The sequence below is a fragment of the Acinetobacter terrae genome, assembly GCF_013004375.1.
In the GTDB taxonomy this organism is placed as follows: domain Bacteria; phylum Pseudomonadota; class Gammaproteobacteria; order Pseudomonadales; family Moraxellaceae; genus Acinetobacter; species Acinetobacter terrae.
Window position 1 is genome coordinate 90277 of sequence record NZ_JABERI010000030.1, and the last position, 20224, is coordinate 110500.

Sequence of the window (20224 nt, forward strand, 5' to 3'; positions counted from 1 at the left end):
AATGATTTTCTTAATCATACTGCCACCGCTTTTTTAACTGAATGCCCTAAATCTATCCGCATCCTCTGTCTGCATACAGCGCTAGCGCGGAATGGAATTAAAAATCGGAGCATCATTTTCTTTATGAAAAAAGCCCACTCAAGGAAAGATGACGTGGGCTATAAATAATGACCATGGAAAGTCATTCAGAAACTACAGCTAGTTTCTGTTGGTTATTTTGTACACTAATCTAGTAATTTTCAGTGGCGTAACATACCAAAATACAAAATAATGTTAATTGAATCATGTTTTTAGGTAGGCTAAATTAATAATTTAGAAACAATAAAGGCCAAATCAAGTGACGGCATGCAATTTTAAACCATCGTGAATAAAGGAAACTATTATTAAAGCCCTTGTCGCGAGCTACATGCTACTCATTAATTTCACATTCTTAAAGTTAGCTATTGATCTTGATATTTTTAGCTTTCGCTCTCTTTTTATTTAGGGTGTCATGCAAGCTTATGGCTCTATGGTTAACTCAATGACTTGATTAAGTCACATTCAATTCAAATGAATTTATGATTGTCATTTAATGTGAATGATTTTTTATTTAAAAATTAATAACATAGTCAATACTAGAACTGTGATCTTTAGTTAATCCTATTATCAGTTTTTAACCTACAATTTCCCCAAGTTGTAGGTTTTTTTTTGACTACCATTAAGTAATTAAGCAACACGACGTTTAGGTGATGTGTAAAAGTTAAAAAAGAGAAATAATAAGTTTTAAATTAATTAATAAATACGATTAATTACGTCTGATAGATAGTTAAGTACAATTGTATAAAAACTTGATTTATTTCTCATTATTTTTATTTTTGGTATGTTTTGCCAGTGTGTAATAATGGATTTGTATACAAAATAATTAATAGAAACTTGCTGTAGTTTCCTAATCTAAAACTGATGTTTTTAGTTTTCCCCATACCTCACTGTATGGGATTTTTTTGTCATTTTTTTAAAATTTATTTGAGATTAGGTAATGATCTTTAATTTTAAAAAGTTCAATCATTTTCTATCTATCTTATACAAATAAATTTAAGACAAGAAATAACAAATATTAAATAGCTACCAAGACTCTCGACATACTCCACCTTTTTTAGAAAAGGCTCTGCTGTGGCTTTAAAGATTTTACACGATAGGATAGTTTTTAAATTCTCCAAAAAAATCACTAGAAAATGCTTTATTATCTTGGTATTAGATATAAAGAGTATTCACATGAGAAAAGTATTAATTGTTAGTATTTTGGGTCTGAGCTTGGCTATTGTTGGGTGTGGGAAAAATAATAATGCAGTAAATAATATTAGTGAAGAGAATCAAATACCAGTGGATGTGAGTGCGGTTGCTGAGGAGTTAGAGCCATTAAAACCTACAACAAACTGGGTATATAGTGAAAGTACAGATGAGATGCGAGGAATTGATTCGAGATTTGCATCAATTGATTCAGACAATCAGGTGCAATTCGACTTTCCTTATGATGGTGGATCAAACTTAAGAATAACATTGAGAAAAAAGACGGGTGAATCCCCAGAAGTAATGTTTGTTGTGAGTAAAGGACAATATTCATGCGATACAATTTCAGATAATTGCTACGCCTCGATAAAATTTGATAATAAGGCAGTTGAAAATATCGCACTGGCTAGTACTTCTGACTACTCTAGTGACGTTTTATTTATCAAATATGACACTGATATCAATGAGTTTATACGATCTCTTTCGAAAGCAAAAGCCGTAATAATTGAACTTCCATTTTATCAAGAAGGTGCGCAGCAATTTAAATTCTCCCCTTCAGGTTTAAACTGGAATATCCCGAAAATTAAAAAAATAAAGTCAGACTCGATTAGTGTGGCAGCAGAGGCAGCGATTGATGCAGCAGAAGCGGCAGCAGCAGCGGCAGTAATGAATGAACCAGAGGTTACTGAAGTAACTGAAATAGAGGAGCAGTAACATGACCAAGATATCCAAAACAATTATCGGTTTGCTTATTATTGTGCTGAGTATTTTGGCAATTAACTATATTTCCCTTCAAAGACATATGGGGAGTATTTTGGCAGCTGATTCAAGAAATAAAGGCTTAAAGGTTTGGGTTCACTACAAATGGTTTATTAATCCAACTCAATTGGAATATGATTTAAGAAGTATATCTGGTGAAAACAGTACTGCTGACGTAACACGTATAATGTTGCAATTCTCAGAAAAAATAAAAAATAAAAACTTTGACAAGGTGGTTTTAGCCTATAAAGGCAGTGATAAGTTTTATTTTAAAGGTGATTATTTTCAGAAGCTTGGAAATGAATACGAATTTCAAAATCCAATTTATACATTAAGAACAATACCTGAAAATGTATATTCTTTAGGGGGGGGGCGTATGTATGGAGCATGGACGGGGGGATGGCTTGGTGTAATGGGTAAGCAAATGGAAGATCTAAATAACTTTGCCAAAGATTGGTATTTAGATGATGTAATAAAGGAATTAAATTAAACTTTTCTAAGCTATTTTTAATACCCGAAATTCATAGCCCACATCTGGTGGGCTATTTAATATTCCAAAAGCCCGAAGCAAAAAATAGATTAGAGAAAATATGAAATTGGAATGATACTAAATCCCTAAAACAACCTGATAAGGCTTAAACCCTTCCAATACACCATCAGCAACCAATTGATTAAATGCCTCAGTCTTTCCAAAGACCATCCATTGATCCAAAGCTTCATAGTAGGCAAGACGATTCTCAACTGTAATCACACAAGGTGGATAGCCAGCTTTCATTAATTCTAAATTCATGAGTAGGCGAGAGGTGCGGCCATTACCATCAATAAAAGGATGTATGCCTACGAAGTTAGCATGCACTTTTGCTGCTCGTTCAATAGGATGTAATTGGTTAGATTCTAAATTATACCAATCTACGAAGTGAGCCATCTTGTCATTCAGTAAAGTGTAATCGGGCGGTGTGCTAGTAGCACCTGAAATGAGCACATTCTGCTGACGGTATCGACCGGCATTGTCATCATCGATGTTTTTTAAAATCAGTTGATGAATGTTGCGAATTTGCCATTCAGAAAAAGGCTCTTCTTTTTTGATGATATCTTCAACGTAGTAAATCGCATTACGATGATTAATCGCTTCAAAGTGCTCTCGAAGTGCTTTGCCACCTACAGTAATTCCTTCAAGAACAACTTTTGTTTCGAGTAGAGTAAGTGTATTGCCTTCAATCGCATTGGAGTGGTATGTCCAACGCAGAATCAAATCTTCTTGTAAATTTTTAACGACAGAAGGTGATAGAGGGCGTTGAGCATCAAGTTTATTTTTTAATGAATCGATAGTCTCAAACACGATAAATACTCTGAAAGATTATGAGATAAAAAACGATAATAACTGAATCGATGTTCTGAGACTATGTAGATTATAAATTTAGGAAAACAATCAATCATGCACAGTCCTTTTTAATTTGTTCACAGTAATCCGTCCATTTCTGCATCATTATTTTTCTCTTTTCTAAATGCTTAGTTCTGTTATAAGCACGACCATGCATATCCTTTACCTGATGGGCAAGTTGTTGCTCAATCAATTCAATTGGAAAGTCCAAAACCTCTTCTAAAATTGTACGTGCGGATGCTCGGAAACCGTGACCGCACGCTTGTTCACTTGTATAGCCTAAGCGGCGTAAAGCTTGGTTAATAGTGTTTTCAGACATCGGTTTTAAGTTTGATGTGGTTGCCGGAAAAACATATTCACTTTTATATCGCGTAATTTGAGCCAGTTCAGACAATAAATGAATGACTTGAGTCGACAGCGGGACAATATGCTGGACACCTGTTTTAGATTTTGTCTTTGGCGGTGTATAGCTCCATAAACCTTGTTCGAGGTCAATATCCTTCCACTGGGCATGTCTGAGCTCTCCGGGGCGAACAAAAATCAGTGGTGCAATACGCAGGGCATAGCGAGTGATTGCAGAACCTTGATAGTGATCGATATCCTGTAGCAGTTGGGCAAAGTCTTTGGGTTCTACCAAAGCCGCCATATGCGTTACTTTAGGTGTTTTTAAAGCGCCTCTTAAGTCTTGAGTGACATCACGTTCACAGAGTCCAATAGAAACTGCATAACGTAATATCTGACCACATTTAACTTTAACTTTTTTGGCTGTCTCTAGTTTTTCTTCTTTTTCATAAATCTGACAAACTTTAAGGATATCTGTTGGTTTAATTTCATGAACAGGAATTAGACCAATATGTTGATTAATGACTTCTAACAAGCTTTGCTGACCTCTAAGCGTAGATTCTGCAAACTCTTGTTTACTCATCCATTCCTTAGCGAGTTCACTGAAAATATTCTTATTTGCATTAAATATCTCATTCTCAATTCTTTTCTTCTCTATATGTGGGTCGATATTTTGAGCAAGTAGTGTGCGAGCTTCTTCTCGTTTGATTCGTGCTTGAGCTAAGGTCACATTAGGGTAGGAACCAAAGCTTAATGAGTTCCTTTTCTTGGTATAGGGACGTGAGTAATCAAATCTCCAAGTTTTGTCACCTGTTTTAGAAATGGTTAGAAAAAGACCGTTACCATCAGCTAATTTTTGTATTTGATCCGGATTAGCTTTAGTTGTTTTGATCTTTGTATCTGTAAGAGGTATAACGATTTTTGGCATTTTTACGGTAGAGTTTTTTGCGGTAATACATCTTACCGTAAAAATTACCGCAAAAAAATATAGATTCCAAAAGTAATTTTTAGACTGGAATAGACGGTATTTTTATCAAACTAATGATTTTATTGGTTATTTTATACCTGTATGGATTGGGGAGGTTGAAAATAAACCATAACATGGTGCGCCCTGCGGGAGTCGAACCCGCGTCGGTCACTTAGGAGGCAACTGCTCTATCCAGTTAAGCTAAGGGCACAATGCGCAGCTAATTTAGCGCAAATACTGATAAAAAAAAAGTTATTGTCGAAACAATAACTTTTTAAAAGTCAGATCTTTATGGTTTTGGTTAAGATTTACTCATCTTGAGTACTTTAAATAAGCCGAACATCACCACAATCCATATCGGAATCATCAGTACAGATTCTTTAAAACCTTGCGTCCACATAATATAAAGTACGGTCGCAATAAAGATCAGAACGAGATAATTACTGATGGGAGACCAAAGTGCAGGGAATTTGGTCTGGATTGATGCTTGCTTAACGGCTTGTTTAAATTTCAAGTGAGTCAACGTAATCATCGCCCAGTTTAAAACTAATGCACCAACTACCACATACATCAAATGGTTTAAGGCATCTTCTGGAACAAAGTAGTTTAAAAGTACGCAACCAAAAATTAACAGTGCTGAAAATAAAACAGCAGGAATAGGAACACCTTGTTTATTCACATTTTGGAATACCTTGGGTGCATTACCTTGCTGTGCCAAGCCGAAAAGCATACGGCTATTGGCATACATGCCACTGTTATAAACAGACAGCGCAGCGGTTAAAATAATGAAATTTAGTAAATGAGCTGCCCAGCCAATACCGAGTTGACTGAAAATCATCACAAATGGACTTTTATCCAAACCACCTAAATCAAGCTGATTCCATGGCACCAACGATAAAAGAATCGTTAATGAACCGATATAGAACAGCAAAATACGGAAAACGACCTGGTTAATGGCTTTAGGAATGGTTTTCTCAGGATCCTTAGCTTCTGCTGCAGCCATACCAATCAGCTCTATACCCCCGAAGGCGAACATAAGGAAGGCGAGCATATAGAATAAGCCTTCAAAGCCATTCGGGAAGAATCCACCATGAGTCCAAAGATTGCTAAATGAAGAAGTTGAGCCTGCATCGGCGGTCAATAATAAATACAAACCGAACACGATCATGGATACAATCGCAGTGACCTTGATGATGGAAAGCCAGAATTCTGATTCACCATAAAATTTCACATTGCCAAGATTGACTAAAGTAATCACAACGAAAAAGAACAGTACCGATGCCCAGGCAGGAATAAAAGGCCACCAGTAATTAATATATTTGGCGACAGCAGTAAGCTCTGTCATGGCCACCAAAATATATAAAATCCAGTAATTCCAACCTGCTAAAAAGCCGGGAAATTTCCCCCAATATTTAAAGGCAAAATGGCTAAATGATCCTGCTACAGGCTCATGTACAATCATTTCACCCAGTTGACGCATGATTAAAAACGCAATCAAACCACCAATGGCATAACCCAAAATGATGGAAGGACCTGCAGATTGAATCACCTGTGCGGAACCTAAGAATAAGCCTGTACCAATTGCTCCGCCCATGGCGATGAGTTGGATATGACGGTTCTTTAAGCCACGCTGAAGTGTAGAAGACTCGTTGTTCAAAGTACTCAGCCCGACAATGGATAAGTTTGTGATTGTAATGGATTGATTTGTATTAGCCTAGTACAACACTACCATGGTCATTGTTATGTGAATAAGTGAAGAATAAAGTTTGTAGATAATTAATAAATGAATCAATAGATTAATTTTATTAATGCAATAACTTGTAAGTTATAAAGGGTTTTTATCAATGCTATTAAGCGTTTCTTTTTTATACTTAAGTCCTGTAGCGAAGGTTTTTGCTGAAAAAAGCATTATGATAAAAGTGATCAACATTGCCCAGATGTTGTTTAAAACAATGATAAATATCAAGGATCAATGAAATGAGTTTTGCTCCACAAATCAAAATTCCAGCAACTTATATGCGTGGTGGTACAAGTAAAGGTGTGTTCTTTAAACTCGATGACTTACCACAAGCCGCACAGCAGCCTGGAACAATTCGCGATCAATTGTTGTTACGTGTGATTGGCAGTCCGGATCCATACGGCAAGCAAATTGATGGCATGGGTGGAGCAAGTTCAAGTACCAGTAAAACCGTGATCTTGGCCAAAAGTTCACAACCAGATCATGATGTGGATTATTTATTTGGACAGGTTGCGATTGATCAGCCTTTTGTTGACTGGAGTGGTAACTGTGGCAACTTAACGGCTGCCGTAGGTTCATTTGCAATTTCCAATGGCTTGGTCAGTGCAGAGCGGATTCCTGAAAATGGCATGTGTACGGTGCGAATCTGGCAAGTGAATATTCAAAAAACCATTATTGCGCATGTGCCCATCACCCATGGACAAGTGCAGGAAACCGGGGACTTTGAACTGGATGGCGTGACTTTCCCTGCAGCAGAAGTTCAGATTGAATTTCTAGATCCTGCAGATGATGGTGAGGATGGCGGTGCCATGTTCCCGACTGGAAATGTGGTGGATACGTTTGAAGTTCCCAATATTGGTACTTTCCAGGCTACTTTTATTAATGCCGGTATTCCGACCATCTTCTTGAATGCTGAAGACATTGGCTATACAGGAACTGAATTACAAGATGCTATTAATGGCGATGCTAAGGCATTGGCTCGTTTTGAAACCATCCGTGCCTATGGGGCAAAACATATGGGCTTAATCCGGGACATTTCCGAAGCTGAAAAACGTCAACACACGCCTAAAATTGCTTTTGTGTCTAAACCTAAAGCCTATACATCTTCAAGCGGTAAAGACATTCAAATCACTGATGTCGATTTACTGGTTCGTGCCTTGTCGATGGGGAAATTACATCATGCCATGATGGGGACGGCGGCTGTTGCTATTGGCACTGCCGCTGCGATTCCGGGAACATTGGTGAATTTGGCTGCGGGTGGGGGAGCGCGTGAAGCGGTGCGTTTTGGTCATCCTTCAGGGACTTTACGTGTCGGTGCGCAAGCGGTTCAAGAAAATGGACAATGGCATGTGAAAAAGGCGGTGATGAGCCGTAGCGCACGAGTGTTAATGGAAGGCTGGGTTCGAATTCCTGAAGATAGCTTGAAGTAGTAAACAAGATAGAGAATCTTGCGAGAAAGCAGTATCATGAGTCGCAAGTTCTCTGTCGATGATGACAAGAGCGCTGTATATTAGATCAATCATTGATTTCTGATTTTTAGATCTACGAACCAAAGCAAAGTATTCGAGGCGAATGTGTCATCTTTAACTGACGTACATGCAAATGTATTAACCCAAGCACAGCAACGTATTCAACAAGATTTATTGACCACATTAGATGCATTTTCCATTCCAGAACCGCTGAAAGGCGCTGTGCATCATGCGGTGATGCTCGGTGGTAAACGTGTACGTCCAGCGCTTTGTTATGCAACAGCGGCCATCAAGCAGAATGCAAATTTTGCTGCAGTACGCCGTGCGGCAGTGGCCATTGAAATGATTCATTGCTATTCACTGGCACATGATGATTTACCGTGTATGGATAATGATTTGTTGCGTCGTGGTCAGCCGACCTGTCATGTGGCTTTTGGTGAAGATACAGCATTACTTGCCGGTGATATTTTGCAGTCGATGGCCTTTGAAATATTAGGCAGCCGCCTGTTTGATCAAGGTCCTGCGGTTGATCCATCGATTATTTTAAAACAGATGCAGATTTTGGCGACAGCCAGTTCAAAAATGGTTTGTGGTCAGGTGCTGGATTTACAGGCTGAAGGCAAGCATGTTAATCAAGAAGCTTTGGAAAATATTCACCGTAATAAAACCGGTGCTTTAATTTCTGCTGCGGTGATGATGGCTGCGGTATGTGTGTTTGAAGGCACCGATCAAGCGATACCTAAATTACGTGAATATGCGCAAGCGATTGGACTGGCTTTCCAAGTCCAAGATGACATTCTGGATATTATTTCCGATACAGAAGTGTTGGGGAAAACTGCAGGTAAAGACCAGCAAGTGGATAAATCGACTTATCCTGCATTAATGGGCTTAGACAATGCGCAAGCCTATGCCAAAGAATTACATGATCAGGCCTTTAGTGCTTTAGCCATTTTTGGTGACAACGCAGCTGAACTGAATCAGATTTCACAATTTTTATTGTCGCGTAAAAGCTAAATACTGGGCTTTAGAAAGTGTAATTTAGAAAAAATGAATTAAAAAAAGAGGACATGGCGTCCTCTTTTTTATGCACTAAAGATTATTTAGAGTCTTGATATAAACGATCACCTTCATCGAAACGTGTGGTGATTTCTTCGGTGGGTGCTTTACCCATTAAGCTCACTACGATAATGGCAATCAGTGAGCAAATGAAGCCAGGAATAATTTCATACAGTCCGGTAGCACTGAACATATTTTTCCAGAGGATGACCACAACCGCACCGATAAGCATACCGGCAAGTGCGCCATTTAGCGTCATGCGGCGCCAAAACAATGAAAGAATAATCAGTGGACCGAAGGCAGCGCCGAAGCCAGCCCAAGCATAAGCCACTAAGCCGAGGACTTTAGATTCAGGATTTCCTGCCATCCAGATCGCAAGCAGGGCAATCAGTAGCACCATTAAACGACCAATCCAAACCAATTCTGTTTGCGTTGCATTTTTGCGTAAGAATGATTTGTAAAAGTCTTCGGTCAAAGTACTTGAGCAAACCAGTAACTGGCAGCTTAAGGTGCTCATCACTGCGGCTAAAATGGCAGCCAAGACAATCCCTGCAATCCATGGATTAAACAGAATTTTGGTCAGTTCCATAAACACGGTTTCTGGATTGGCGGTCACGGCACCGGCAAGTTCAAGGTGTTGCTGGAAGTAGGCAATACCAAAGAAACCGGCAGCCACTGCTCCGCCTAAGCACAGAATCATCCAGGTCATGCCAATACGACGTGCATTTGGAATGGAGGTGACCGAATCTGCAGCCATAAAACGCACAAGAATATGCGGCTGACCAAAGTAACCCAAGCCCCACGCCAATAATGAAATAATCGCAACAAAGCTTAAATTGCCAATCACGTCAGTTGCCTGTGGGCGAGCAGCTTCAAGTGCCAAAGTCACTTGATTCATGTCAGCAAAGCTTAAGACAGCAACCACAGGAGTCAGCAACAAGGCAAAAATCATCAGGCCGGCTTGAATGGTATCTGTCCAGCTGACCGCCAAGAAGCCACCAATAAACACATAACTGATGGTGGCAATCGCACTGACCCAAAGCGCCGTGCTATAGGACATGTCAAACATGCTTTCAAATAAACGTGCGCCTGCAACCATGCCTGAAGCACAGTAAATGGCAAAGAAAATCAAAATAATGAAAGCAGATGTAATACGCAGAATTTTCTTTTGATCATTAAAACGATTGGAGAAATAGTCTGGCAAGGTCAAGGCATTGTGCTGAACTTCGGTGTGAACACGAAGACGTCCGGCAACTAGTCGCCAGTTCAGCCATGCACCAATAATCAAGCCAATCGCAATCCACATTTCAGATAAACCTGAAAGATAAATTGCGCCAGGAAGTCCCATGAGCAACCAGCCACTCATATCTGAAGCACCCGCAGAGAGCGCTGTTACGAAACTACCTAAACGACGACCCCCTAAAATGTAATCAGAGAAGTTGGCTGTCGCGCGATAAGCCATGAGGCCAATCACAATCATGGCGACAATATAAAAAAGAAAGGTAATTAAGGTCGGATTCAGGGAGCTCATACGGTATCCATTTACAAGGTGGACAGTAGATCGAAACAAAGGCTTATAAAAAGAAGCACAAATAATTTCAAAAAATAACGCGAAATTTAATCATAATTTCACAATGATTGCAGAGTTTTTCGCAACCGAAATAAAAATAGACAGCGAATGCTGTCTATTTTATAGAAAAAATGCAGAGCTTTATGGATTACGACCCATCACGCCACGAATGGTATTCATGATATCTGCAGGCAACACGACAGTTTTGGCATTATTGGATTTCGCCATCTCTTGCATGGCTTTGACATACTGTTCACCCAGCAAGTAAGCAACAGGGACTTCTTTATCACCGACCGCAGAAGTAATCATCTCAATGGCACGTTGTGATGATTCAGCCAAGACCACTTGTGCTTCAGCATCACGACGTGAAGCTTCTAAACGACCATCTGCTTCCAAAATAGCCGCCTGTTTTTCCCCATCTGCTTTGGTCACGGTAGCACGGCGCTGACGTTCAGCTGCTGCTTGCGCTTCCATCGCCGATTGCATGGTGCTTGATGGTTGAATATCTTGAATTTCAACAGTCTTTAGCGTAATACCCCAATCCGAAATATCATCAGAAATGGCCGCTTTAAGTTTTGCCTTAATATGATCACGTGATGACAACGCATCATCCAAATCCATTTCACCGACAATTGAACGAAGTGAAGTCTGTACCAGGTTTTGAATGGCCCAGGTATAGTTTTCAATACCGTAGACCGCTTTTTCTGGTGTAGTGATATTGATATAAGCCATGGCATTCATCAGTAAAACGGCGTTATCTCGGGTAATCACTTCTTGAGATGGGATATCCATCACGATGTCTTTGGTGGTGACTTTATAAGCAACTTCATCTACATAAGGAATCACAAAATTCAGACCCGGTGTCAGGGTGGTATGGTATTTACCCAGACGTTGTACAATCCATTTATACCCTTGAGGAACAATGCGCACACCTTTAAAAATAGTGACACCTGCAAAAACCAAGATGGCTAAAACAATAATAGATCCACCAGACATGTTATTTCCTCGCTTTATGTATTTTCATTATGTGAATGGTGTGGCTTGACCACGAGATCATTGCCTAGAATATCGACCACGCGAACCCGATCGCCCACCTGAACGGGTGTTAAGGTCCGGCAGTTCCATTCATCAGAGCCCAAAACCGGCATGGGGAAACGGACTGTAATCAGATCATGTTCCATATGGGTTTGAATGACCATACCGACCTGACCAATAGTCGCCTCACGAGATAAACCGGCTTTGGTTTTATCGATTGAAAGTGGCTTAATAAATTTAAACCACAGTAAAGTGCACAGTATGGATAAAATAATCCAAGTGACGATTTGAGTGATGAAGCCCATCATCGGGAACATCCAAAGTAAAACACCCACCATGATGGCTGCGAGACCAAACCATAGTGCAGCAAAAGCGGGGATTACCAATTCAGAAAGAATGAGCAAAATACCCAATACAAACCAATGCCAAGGTTCGAAAGCAAATTCCATACATCTACTCGTGTATTGTTAAAATTAATATAGATAACCAAGCGTCTATATCAATTTAGCAGATGAGTAAGTCTTTGAATATTAAAAAAGCATCTTTTTTAAATTTTGGCTTTTGGTACAGCTTTGAACGCGGCTGGGGACTTTTTAAAATCGGTAATGGCTTTTTCAATCGCAATGATTTTCAGTTGGGTGGCTTTTTCACCTTCTAAAATGGATTGATTGCTGGCTTTCAAATCCAATGTGCCCAAGTGTCCCACTTTAGGCTGGATCACCACAGTGGCTTGACTGAGTTCTTCATTAATACTTTGCTGTCCCATAATATTAATGGTTTGATCGAGCAAACCCCACATGTTCAGAGGTTTTCCACCGACTGGACGTGCAGAAATATCCACGGCAATGACAATATCTGCACCCATATCTTTTGCTGTTTTCACTGGAATCGGACTAACTAAACCGCCATCAACATATTGTTTTCCACCAATCGTTGCAGGTACGAATACATTCGGAATGCTGCATGAGGCACGAACTGCCTGACCTGCATTGCCTTTAATAAATTCGGCTTTACGACCCGTGTCCAGGCGTGTCGCCACTGCGGCAAAACGAATCGGAAATTGCTCAATCGGTTTATTGGCAATGTGTTTGTTGACATAGTTTTGCAATTTTTGACCTTGCACAACGCCTTGACTGTTTAAGGTTAAATCACGAATGTCAGATTCTTTTAACGTAAGGGCAATTTGCTGCAGTTGGTAAGGTGTTTTTCCACTGGCATAAATACTGCCAACAAAACTACCGGCACTGGTGCCCGTGACAATTTTCGGTTTAATGCCATGTGATTCTAGAACTTTCAATACCCCAATATGGGCAAAACCTTTGGCTCCGCCACCCCCTAGAGCAATGGCAACTACTGGTTCACGTGCTTTTATGGTTGTTGTTTGTGGTGAGGTTTTAGTGGCTTTATCACAGCCGATCAGGCTAAGCGCAAGGAGACCAATGAAAGAGTATTGCACAAGATTCATAGTTGAGGTTGGACGTTAAATAGACAAAAGTTGCGCACATGAGAGCAGATAATTGTCATTATGACTAGCTATTTTTTATACGATTTTGTAACGGTTTGGCCAACCACTGTGGATTTTTCGGAGAAAATTTCCCCACGTATCGGTTCAATATCTGTTCTAAATCTTGTTCATAATTGCCAGTCGGTTGAAACACGCCCAAGCAGTGGATCGCTTTATGTTCATAATCTAGTGAAAACATCACAATCGGGAGATTTGCACCCACTGCAATACGGTAAAAACCACTTCTAAACGATTCCGCCTGTTTGCGTGTTCCTTCAGGTGCCATACCGACCCAGATCTGATCTTGAGTATCAATGAAGTCGATAATTTGCTGAGTTGTGCCTTGTTGAATACTACGATTGACGGGGATTACGCCAATCCATTTGAGTAAGGGTTTAAGCGGGGTTTTAAATAAAGTGTGTTTGCCAAAAACGGTAATTTTAATGCCCAGTCCAAGCAGCGCGGTAAAACCATGCCACGCATCTATATTCGATGTGTGCGGAGAAATAATTGCCACCGCTTTAGGCAGGTTGGGAAATTCACCTTCAAAACTCCAGCCTTGGGCCAGAAATAATTTTTTGAAAATAGTTCGGCTCAAGCTGCTACCGCGAGCAGGCACTTGATCGGGCAATGTTGGGAAATGTGCTGACATGGTGATTATCCGCCTCCCTGACAAAAGTTTATCGCGTTTTAATTATGTTAAGCTTTTGTTAAATAAGATTCATTGGCAAAATGTAAACTCCAATTCAGCTTGCTTGATAAAAATAATCAATCCGGTTTTGATCATAAGGGCAGACTATGCCGAGTACACGTAACATCTATATCCTGTTGTTCTCTTTATATTGGGCGCAAGGTTTACCTGTTGGTTTTATGACGCATGCTTTACCGGTGATTTTACGTGCCCAAGGGGTGTCACTGGCACAGATTGGTGGCTTTGGATTGTTGATGTTGCCATGGTCGATTAAAATTTTTTGGGCGCCGTGGGTCGATCGTTTTGGATATTCCGCTTTTGGACATTACCGTAGCTGGATTGTTCCGACTCAGTTATTGAGTGTGGTTGTACTCATCGGCTTATCCTTTCTACCGATCCAGGCTTTAAATCAACCTGAGTATTTATTGGCATTTTTTGTGGCTTTACTCAGTATGAATTTAGTCGGTGCCACCCAAGATATTGCAACCGATGGCTTAGCGGTGAATATTCTTAAAAATGAACAGCAGCATTGGGGCAATACTTTTCAGGTGATTGGTTCACGGCTGGGTTTTATTGTCGGTGGTGGCGCGATTTTATGGGCATTGGACTGGCTAGATTGGCAAATCACTTTTTTAGTTTTGGCAGGGCTGGTTCTTTTAAATACACTGCCTGTTTTATACTTTAAAGAACCCACTCGATTCCAGCATATTCAACCAGTGGCTGATAACCAAGAATTTAGCTGGAGCAAAGTAAAAAGTTATCTGGCTTATTTTCATCAAAGTCGTAATTTGGCTTTATGGTTAGGGGTACTGATCACTTTTAAAATTGCCGATGGTTTAGCAGGTCCTTTACTTAAACCTTTAATGGTCGATTTAGGATTAACATTTTCCCAAATTGGCATCTATGTAACCATGCTTGGGGCATTAGCGGCTTTAATTGGAGCAGGATTTGCCGGACTGAGTCTGAAGTATATTTCTCGTGCAAACGCGCTCTTAAGTTTTTCTGTATTAAAAATTTTCAGTTTGGCTGCATACACATGGTTGGCATTTCAATATGAGTCACAACAGCTAGTTAAGCCGTGGATAATTTATTTGATTAATGCTGCTGAAGATATGGTTTCAGCCATGTTATTGGTGGTGATGCTGACTTTGGTAATGCAATACAGTCGCAAACATTTGGCAGGAACAGATTTTACTTTTCAGGTGGCTCTGATGGCGACGGTGAGTGGGGGACTATATAGCCTAAGTGGAATATTGGGTGATCTTTTGAGATATGCAGCGTATTTAGCCTTAATCACTATAGTTACAGTGATCTGCTTATTACCTATTCTTAGATGGAAAAGCACAGCACAATAATCAAATAAAAGCTTTTTAATTCAATTGAATATCTATTTAAAATCTAACAATTAAAAAAGATAACTAAATAAAAATTAAATCATTTTTTAAAATATGTCTAAACAGTAACATCTGTTACAAAATAACTTAGGGGTATTTAAAAATGAAAACCAAAATTGCAGCAGCAATTGCTTTAACTCTATTTGCAGGCTCTACTTTTGCCGCGCCAACTTTCTATGGGGAAGTGGATGCAACTATAGATTACTTGCCAGAAAACAATGCTAATACAGCAGACCGTGATGTGGTTGAACTCAGTTCAAACAACTCGTTTATTGGTTTAAAAGGTGAGGAAAAACTTACAGATCGCTTAAGTGCTTTGTATCAAGCGGAATTTACTTTTTATGTAGATGATGGTGAAAACGGTACAGATGTCTTTGTTCCACGTAACTTATTAGTGGGTCTTAAAGACGAAAAATTAGGGGCTTTAAAAGCCGGTAAAATTGATACGCCAGTGAAACAATTATCTGCAATTGTAGATACCTTTAATAATTACATTGAAAATTCAGCAGATGTACACGGTATCTTAGCCGGTGAAAACCGTATTGATAATGTTCTTGTATATGAGACACCTGCATTCAAAATTGGTACCGGTAAATTAGAAGCAAAAGCGTTATTGGCAACAGGTGAAGGCGATACGATTAAAGCGACTAAAGGTGGTACCAAGGTCGCGGGTCGTGGTTTAGGGGATTCATGGTCTACTTCTGTAACGTATACAGATAATCTTTTTGTCGTCGGTTTAGGTTATGACAAAGCCATCCCGAGTCGTTTCAATGGTAAAGGTTTCTTAAATGCAACCTCTACAGAAAATACTGTAGCTCTAAATCAGACCATTGAAGCTGATACGATCCGTGCAATTGGCCGTTTAAATTTAGACAATGGCTTATCTTTACGTGCACTTTATCAAACTTCAGATGTAGGTCGTCCAAGTGCAAATCCTGCTACAGCAACTTTAGCAAATACGATTGATGATGCTCAAGGGTGGTTGTTGGGTGCTGAATATAATCTTCCAACAGCAAAGGCTTGGACTGTAAAAGCTCAATATAGTCAAAATACCACAGCATTTAAATCGAATGCAGTGGATACCAATGACTTTGAAGCGAAACAAATTCTTGCAGGTCTTGATTATGCATTTAACAAGCAAGTTAAGGCATATGGGTATGCAGGTTATTTAACGCTTGAACAAGGTTCTAAAGAAGATAAACAACCTGTATTAGGTACAGGTCTAGAATACAGATTCTAATTTTTATTTAGATTTAAAAAGGCGATGGAAACATCGCCTTTTTTATTATTTTTTATTAAGTGAGTTTTAAGTTTTGTATTTTAGATTAAGATATCAGTAAAAAGATTAGTCCAATCATGTCAAATATAATCAGTCTAATACGCAATAAGATAAAGCCGATTTCATTAAGCCAGTTTAATTTATTGCTGGCGATTTGGTTGGGTGTGGTTCTGAACTTTGCTTTTTTTCAAAAAATACAAAGCTTGACTCCGTATCAAGGTCCTAAAGTCTACTTGTTTTTAATCGCGACTGTATTGGTGATTGTTGCAGCTTATAACTTCATTTTTCAATTGATCCAATGGAAATGGAATGCAAAAATCTTTGCCTATTTATTAATTTTCATTGGCGGTTTTACTGCATATTTTGTCAATAGTCTGGGCGTGGTGATTTCACCTGAACAAGTTCAGAATATGATGCAAACTGATGCGCGTGAAGTCCGGGGCTTATTGTCTTTACGCTTTGTTTTATGGACATTGGTATTTGTGATCTGCCCACTCATTTTGGTTGCTTTGGTTCGTATCAAGCCTGAAGTTTTCTTACCTAAAGTCACTAAAAAACTCATTAATAGCAGCATTTCATTGTTATTGGTAGGTGGATTGTTATTTCTCTTTTATGTGGATTATGCCGCGATCTTTCGTGAACATCGTGATTTAAAAGGCATGATTTCTCCACAAAACACCATTTCAGCGACACTCTCTTATTATCGTAAATCTAAACCTGTGCAGAATTTGCCTTTAGTCACTTATGGTGAAGATGCCCATTTGCTTCAGCCAGCGGCTAAGCAGAATAAACCAAAATTGATGGTCTTGGTGGTGGGTGAAACTGCACGTGCAGAAAGTTTTTCTTTAAATGGCTATGCCAAAAATACCAACCCTGAACTCTCTAAACTGGATATCATTAATTTTAATCAGGTGAGTTCATGTGGTACGGCAACAGCGGTTTCAGTACCGTGTATGTTCTCTGGAATGCCACGTGCAGATTATGATGAACAGCTTGCCAGTCACCGCGAAGGATTACTCGATATTGCACAGAGAGCGGGCTATAAAGTGACGTGGATGGATAATAATTCAGGCTGTAAAGGTACCTGTAACCGAGTTGAACAGTATCAAATTCCACAACAGTTAAAAGATAAATGGTGTGCGAAAGATGGTGATTGTTACGATGAAATTTTGGTGGATAGTTTAAAAGCCTATCTTGCGGCTATTCCTAAAACTGACAAGACACCGCGTTTAATTGTGATCCATCAAATGGGAAGTCATGGACCGGCTTATTACCAGCGTTCAACAGATAAATTTCAACCTTTTAAACCCAGCTGTGATAGCAATGCGATTCAAGGCTGTAGCAGCACAGAATTATTGAATAGTTATGATAATTCGATTGTGTATACCGACCATGTTTTAAGCTCGCTTATTCAAGTGTTAAAAGGCAATACCACCTATCAAACTGGATTTTGGTATTTATCCGATCATGGTGAATCGACAGGGGAACATGGTTTATATTTACATGGTTCACCGTATGCGATCGCACCAACGCAACAAACCCATATTCCAATGTTGATGTGGTTTTCACCGGAATGGGCTCAACACAATTCTGCACAAATCACTTGCTTAGCTAAGCAAAAAAGCAAAGAATTAAGCCAAGATAACTTGTTCCCAAGTCTGCTAAGTCTGCTAGATGTTAAAACCCAAGTTATTGATGAACAAAATAATATGTTGCAGCAGTGTGAATCAAAAAAGAAAGCGTGAGTTTAAAGCATGACTAAAATATTAATGATTGAAGATGATTTTATGATTGCTGAATCGAGCATGACTTTGTTGAAATATCAGCAATTTGATGTGGAGTGGGTCAACAATGGGATTGATGGTTTAAAAAAACTGACCCAAGAAAAATTTGATATTGTCTTGCTTGACCTTGGTTTACCGATGATGGATGGTATGCAGGTACTGAAACAAATTCGTCAGCAGTGGCCAGCTTTACCTGTTCTGATTATTTCCGCCCGTGATCAATTACAAAACCGTGTGGATGGCTTGAACAATGGGGCCGATGACTATTTGATTAAGCCCTATGAGTTTGATGAATTGTTGGCGCGCATTCATGCCTTATTACGCCGTAGTGGTGCAGAATCAGCATTTCAAGACAGTCCGCAAATCATTCGTTATGGTGATTTGGTTCTGGATGTGGAGCAGCATATTGCCAAGTTTAAGGGGCAATATATCGACCTTTCCAATCGTGAATGGGCGATTTTGATTCCTTTAGTCAGTCATCCGAACAAGATTTTTTCTAAAGCCAATTTAGAAGATAAATTGTATGATCTAGATAGCGAAGTGAGCAGTAATACCATTGAGGTCTATGTGCATCATTTACGCGCCAAACTGGGTAAAGATTTTATTCGCACCATTCGCGGGTTAGGCTATCGACTCGGACAACTATAAGGTCAGCAACTGGTGCAATCACAGTATTCATTAAAAAAACGCCTGATTATTTATATCTCTGTTTTTAGTATTGCCTTGGGATGCCTGCTGATTTTTTCTGCTTATCGGATTGCACTGGAAGAAATTAATGAAGTTTTAGATGCGCAGATGCAAAATTTGGCAGAACGCGTCGCTGCCCATGATCCTGAACCGGTTCAAAGCCAGTTTGATCCATCCAAGCATTATCATGAAGAAGATTTATTTGTTGATGTCTGGGCTTATGCCAATCAAGATCATAAAACGCATGATTTAGATTTGTTGATCCATCCTGTTCATAAAGCAGGATTTTACACCCACAAAACCGCACAAGACATTTGGCATACTTATGTTTTACCTTTAGAGCATTATCAGGTTCAGGTCAGCCAGCAGCAATCGACACGGCAGCGTTTGGCATTAGAGCTTGCTAGCAGTATGTTTATTCCTTATCTGCTGTTTATGCCTTTTGTGATTTGGGGTTTAAGCTGGATTATTAGCCGAAGTTTACAGCCACTCGATGATTTTAAAGCTGAATTGGCACAACGAGATTCAAACGAATTAAGTGCCATCCAACTCAGTGATTATCCTGTGGAAATTGTTCCGACCATCACTGAAATGAATCATTTGTTTGAGCGTATTTCACATTCGCAACAGGAACAGCGACAATTTATTGCCGATGCCGCACATGAATTACGCACGCCCATCACTGCATTAAATTTACAAATGAAAATTCTGTTAAAACAATTTCCAGAAGATCACGATTTACAGAATTTGAGTAAAGGATTAATTCGGATTCAACATCTGGTCAGCCAGTTACTTAATCTGGCTAAACAAGATGCTTCAATTTTGAATATGGAAACTAAACAGCAGTTTTTACTCAATCAGGTGGCAGCTAATTGCGTTGAACAGTTGATTCATTTAGCCATGCAAAAAGAAATTGATTTGGGCATGGAGCGCCAAGAAGATGTGCTGCTGAATAGTCAAGAATCAGCCGTTCATTCCATTATTTTTAATCTGATTGATAACGCGATTAAATACACACCGAATCAAGGCGTGATTAATGTTTCTGTATTTGAACAGGCAGGTTTTGCCATGGTTCAAGTTGAAGATAGTGGGCCGGGGATTGCACCCGAGTTACACGAGCAAATTCTTAAGCGCTTTTATCGTATTCACCATCATTTAGAAATGGGTAGCGGTTTGGGACTTTCTATTGTCGATAAAGCCACGGAACGATTAGGCGGCAGTATATCTTTTTCAAGGAGTGAAAGTCTGGGAGGTTTACAGGTGAATATCCAATTGCCACTGGTCAAGCAGATTTAAAAATCC

General features: G+C 39.5%; 17 protein-coding genes and 1 tRNA gene. 9 read left to right on the top strand and 9 right to left on the bottom strand.

Annotation, left to right across the window (positions count from 1 at the left end; translation table 11 throughout):
• Positions 1–1251 precede the first annotated feature (1251 nt).
• Complete coding sequence (locus HLH14_RS12515) at positions 1252–1980, top strand: hypothetical protein (RefSeq protein ID WP_171533175.1); 729 nt, start codon at positions 1252–1254, stop codon at positions 1978–1980.
• Position 1981: 1 nt separating this feature from the next.
• A complete protein-coding gene (locus HLH14_RS12520; protein ID WP_171533176.1) occupies positions 1982–2515 on the top strand; it encodes a hypothetical protein in 534 nt (177 codons plus the stop codon).
• A 117-nt stretch (positions 2516–2632) separates the two neighbouring features.
• On the opposite strand, the gene HLH14_RS12525 is transcribed toward HLH14_RS12520, so the two are convergent.
• The 4 genes from HLH14_RS12525 to HLH14_RS12540 form a co-directional block, all read right to left on the bottom strand.
• Positions 2633–3364: a Fic family protein gene (locus HLH14_RS12525; protein WP_171533177.1), complete on the bottom strand. Its 732-nt coding sequence runs from the start codon at positions 3362–3364 to the stop codon at positions 2633–2635.
• A 94-nt stretch (positions 3365–3458) separates the two neighbouring features.
• Positions 3459–4676: a tyrosine-type recombinase/integrase gene (locus tag HLH14_RS12530; protein ID WP_171533178.1), complete on the bottom strand. Its 1218-nt coding sequence runs from the start codon at positions 4674–4676 to the stop codon at positions 3459–3461.
• 174 nt (positions 4677–4850) lie between these two features.
• Positions 4851–4926 (bottom strand) — tRNA-Arg (locus HLH14_RS12535).
• Positions 4927–5016: 90 nt separating this feature from the next.
• Positions 5017–6372, bottom strand: a complete 1356-nt coding sequence (locus HLH14_RS12540) for an amino acid permease (protein WP_067723940.1) — start codon at positions 6370–6372, stop codon at positions 5017–5019.
• Positions 6373–6692: 320 nt separating this feature from the next.
• Between HLH14_RS12540 and prpF the strand changes: the two genes are divergently transcribed.
• Both prpF and HLH14_RS12550 read left to right on the top strand, forming a co-directional pair.
• Complete coding sequence (gene prpF / locus HLH14_RS12545; protein ID WP_067723941.1) at positions 6693–7883, top strand: 2-methylaconitate cis-trans isomerase PrpF; 1191 nt, start codon at positions 6693–6695, stop codon at positions 7881–7883.
• 144 nt (positions 7884–8027) lie between these two features.
• On the top strand, positions 8028–8936 hold the full coding sequence (locus HLH14_RS12550; RefSeq protein ID WP_067723942.1) for a polyprenyl synthetase family protein: 909 nt from the start codon (positions 8028–8030) through the stop codon (positions 8934–8936).
• Positions 8937–9018: 82 nt separating this feature from the next.
• On the opposite strand, the gene putP is transcribed toward HLH14_RS12550, so the two are convergent.
• The 5 genes from putP to HLH14_RS12575 all read right to left on the bottom strand — a co-directional run bounded on the left by putP (position 9019) and on the right by HLH14_RS12575 (position 13739).
• Positions 9019–10509, bottom strand: coding sequence for a sodium/proline symporter PutP (putP, locus tag HLH14_RS12555; RefSeq protein WP_067723943.1), 1491 nt, complete (start codon positions 10507–10509; stop codon positions 9019–9021).
• A 180-nt stretch (positions 10510–10689) separates the two neighbouring features.
• Entirely contained in the window at positions 10690–11544 is an 855-nt protein-coding gene (locus tag HLH14_RS12560; RefSeq protein WP_067723944.1) for an SPFH domain-containing protein, read from the bottom strand.
• A gap of 14 nt (positions 11545–11558) precedes the next feature.
• Positions 11559–12032, bottom strand: a complete 474-nt coding sequence (locus HLH14_RS12565) for an NfeD family protein (protein ID WP_067723945.1) — start codon at positions 12030–12032, stop codon at positions 11559–11561.
• 98 nt (positions 12033–12130) lie between these two features.
• Entirely contained in the window at positions 12131–13048 is a 918-nt protein-coding gene (locus tag HLH14_RS12570) for a patatin-like phospholipase family protein (protein WP_067723946.1), read from the bottom strand.
• A gap of 64 nt (positions 13049–13112) precedes the next feature.
• Positions 13113–13739 carry a lysophospholipid acyltransferase family protein gene (locus HLH14_RS12575; RefSeq protein ID WP_067723947.1) on the bottom strand — a complete coding sequence of 209 codons (627 nt, stop codon included), beginning with the start codon at positions 13737–13739 and terminating at the stop codon, positions 13113–13115.
• Between the two features lie 146 nt (positions 13740–13885).
• On the opposite strand from HLH14_RS12575, the gene HLH14_RS12580 reads away from it, so the two are divergent.
• The 5 genes from HLH14_RS12580 (at position 13886) to HLH14_RS12600 (ending at position 20218) form a co-directional block, all read left to right on the top strand.
• On the top strand, positions 13886–15133 hold the full coding sequence (locus HLH14_RS12580) for an MFS transporter (protein WP_067723948.1): 1248 nt from the start codon (positions 13886–13888) through the stop codon (positions 15131–15133).
• A 142-nt stretch (positions 15134–15275) separates the two neighbouring features.
• Positions 15276–16412 (top strand): porin, encoded by a 1137-nt coding sequence (locus HLH14_RS12585; protein WP_067723949.1) that lies wholly within the window; start codon positions 15276–15278, stop codon positions 16410–16412.
• A gap of 116 nt (positions 16413–16528) precedes the next feature.
• Entirely contained in the window at positions 16529–18196 is a 1668-nt protein-coding gene (locus tag HLH14_RS12590; protein ID WP_067723950.1) for a phosphoethanolamine transferase, read from the top strand.
• 9 nt (positions 18197–18205) lie between these two features.
• Positions 18206–18883, top strand: coding sequence for a response regulator transcription factor (locus HLH14_RS12595; RefSeq protein WP_067723951.1), 678 nt, complete (start codon positions 18206–18208; stop codon positions 18881–18883).
• Between the two features lie 12 nt (positions 18884–18895).
• Positions 18896–20218, top strand: a complete 1323-nt coding sequence (locus HLH14_RS12600; protein ID WP_067723952.1) for an ATP-binding protein — start codon at positions 18896–18898, stop codon at positions 20216–20218.
• The last annotated feature ends 6 nt before the right edge of the window (positions 20219–20224 follow it).

Excerpts from the sequence above, each read along its gene's own strand:
- HLH14_RS12515 (WP_171533175.1), top strand. The coding sequence starts at position 1,252 with ATGAGAAAAGTATTAATTGTTAGTATTTTGGGTCTGAGCTTGGCTATT.
- HLH14_RS12520 (WP_171533176.1), top strand. The coding sequence starts at position 1,982 with ATGACCAAGATATCCAAAACAATTATCGGTTTGCTTATTATTGTGCTG.
- HLH14_RS12530 (WP_171533178.1), bottom strand. The coding sequence starts at position 4,676 with ATGCCAAAAATCGTTATACCTCTTACAGATACAAAGATCAAAACAACT.
- prpF (WP_067723941.1), top strand. The coding sequence starts at position 6,693 with ATGAGTTTTGCTCCACAAATCAAAATTCCAGCAACTTATATGCGTGGT.
- putP (WP_067723943.1), bottom strand. The coding sequence starts at position 10,509 with ATGAGCTCCCTGAATCCGACCTTAATTACCTTTCTTTTTTATATTGTC.
- HLH14_RS12560 (WP_067723944.1), bottom strand. The coding sequence starts at position 11,544 with ATGTCTGGTGGATCTATTATTGTTTTAGCCATCTTGGTTTTTGCAGGT.
- HLH14_RS12565 (WP_067723945.1), bottom strand. The coding sequence starts at position 12,032 with ATGGAATTTGCTTTCGAACCTTGGCATTGGTTTGTATTGGGTATTTTG.
- HLH14_RS12570 (WP_067723946.1), bottom strand. The coding sequence starts at position 13,048 with ATGAATCTTGTGCAATACTCTTTCATTGGTCTCCTTGCGCTTAGCCTG.
- HLH14_RS12575 (WP_067723947.1), bottom strand. The coding sequence starts at position 13,739 with ATGTCAGCACATTTCCCAACATTGCCCGATCAAGTGCCTGCTCGCGGT.
- HLH14_RS12580 (WP_067723948.1), top strand. The coding sequence starts at position 13,886 with ATGCCGAGTACACGTAACATCTATATCCTGTTGTTCTCTTTATATTGG.
- HLH14_RS12585 (WP_067723949.1), top strand. The coding sequence starts at position 15,276 with ATGAAAACCAAAATTGCAGCAGCAATTGCTTTAACTCTATTTGCAGGC.
- HLH14_RS12590 (WP_067723950.1), top strand. The coding sequence starts at position 16,529 with ATGTCAAATATAATCAGTCTAATACGCAATAAGATAAAGCCGATTTCA.
- HLH14_RS12595 (WP_067723951.1), top strand. The coding sequence starts at position 18,206 with ATGACTAAAATATTAATGATTGAAGATGATTTTATGATTGCTGAATCG.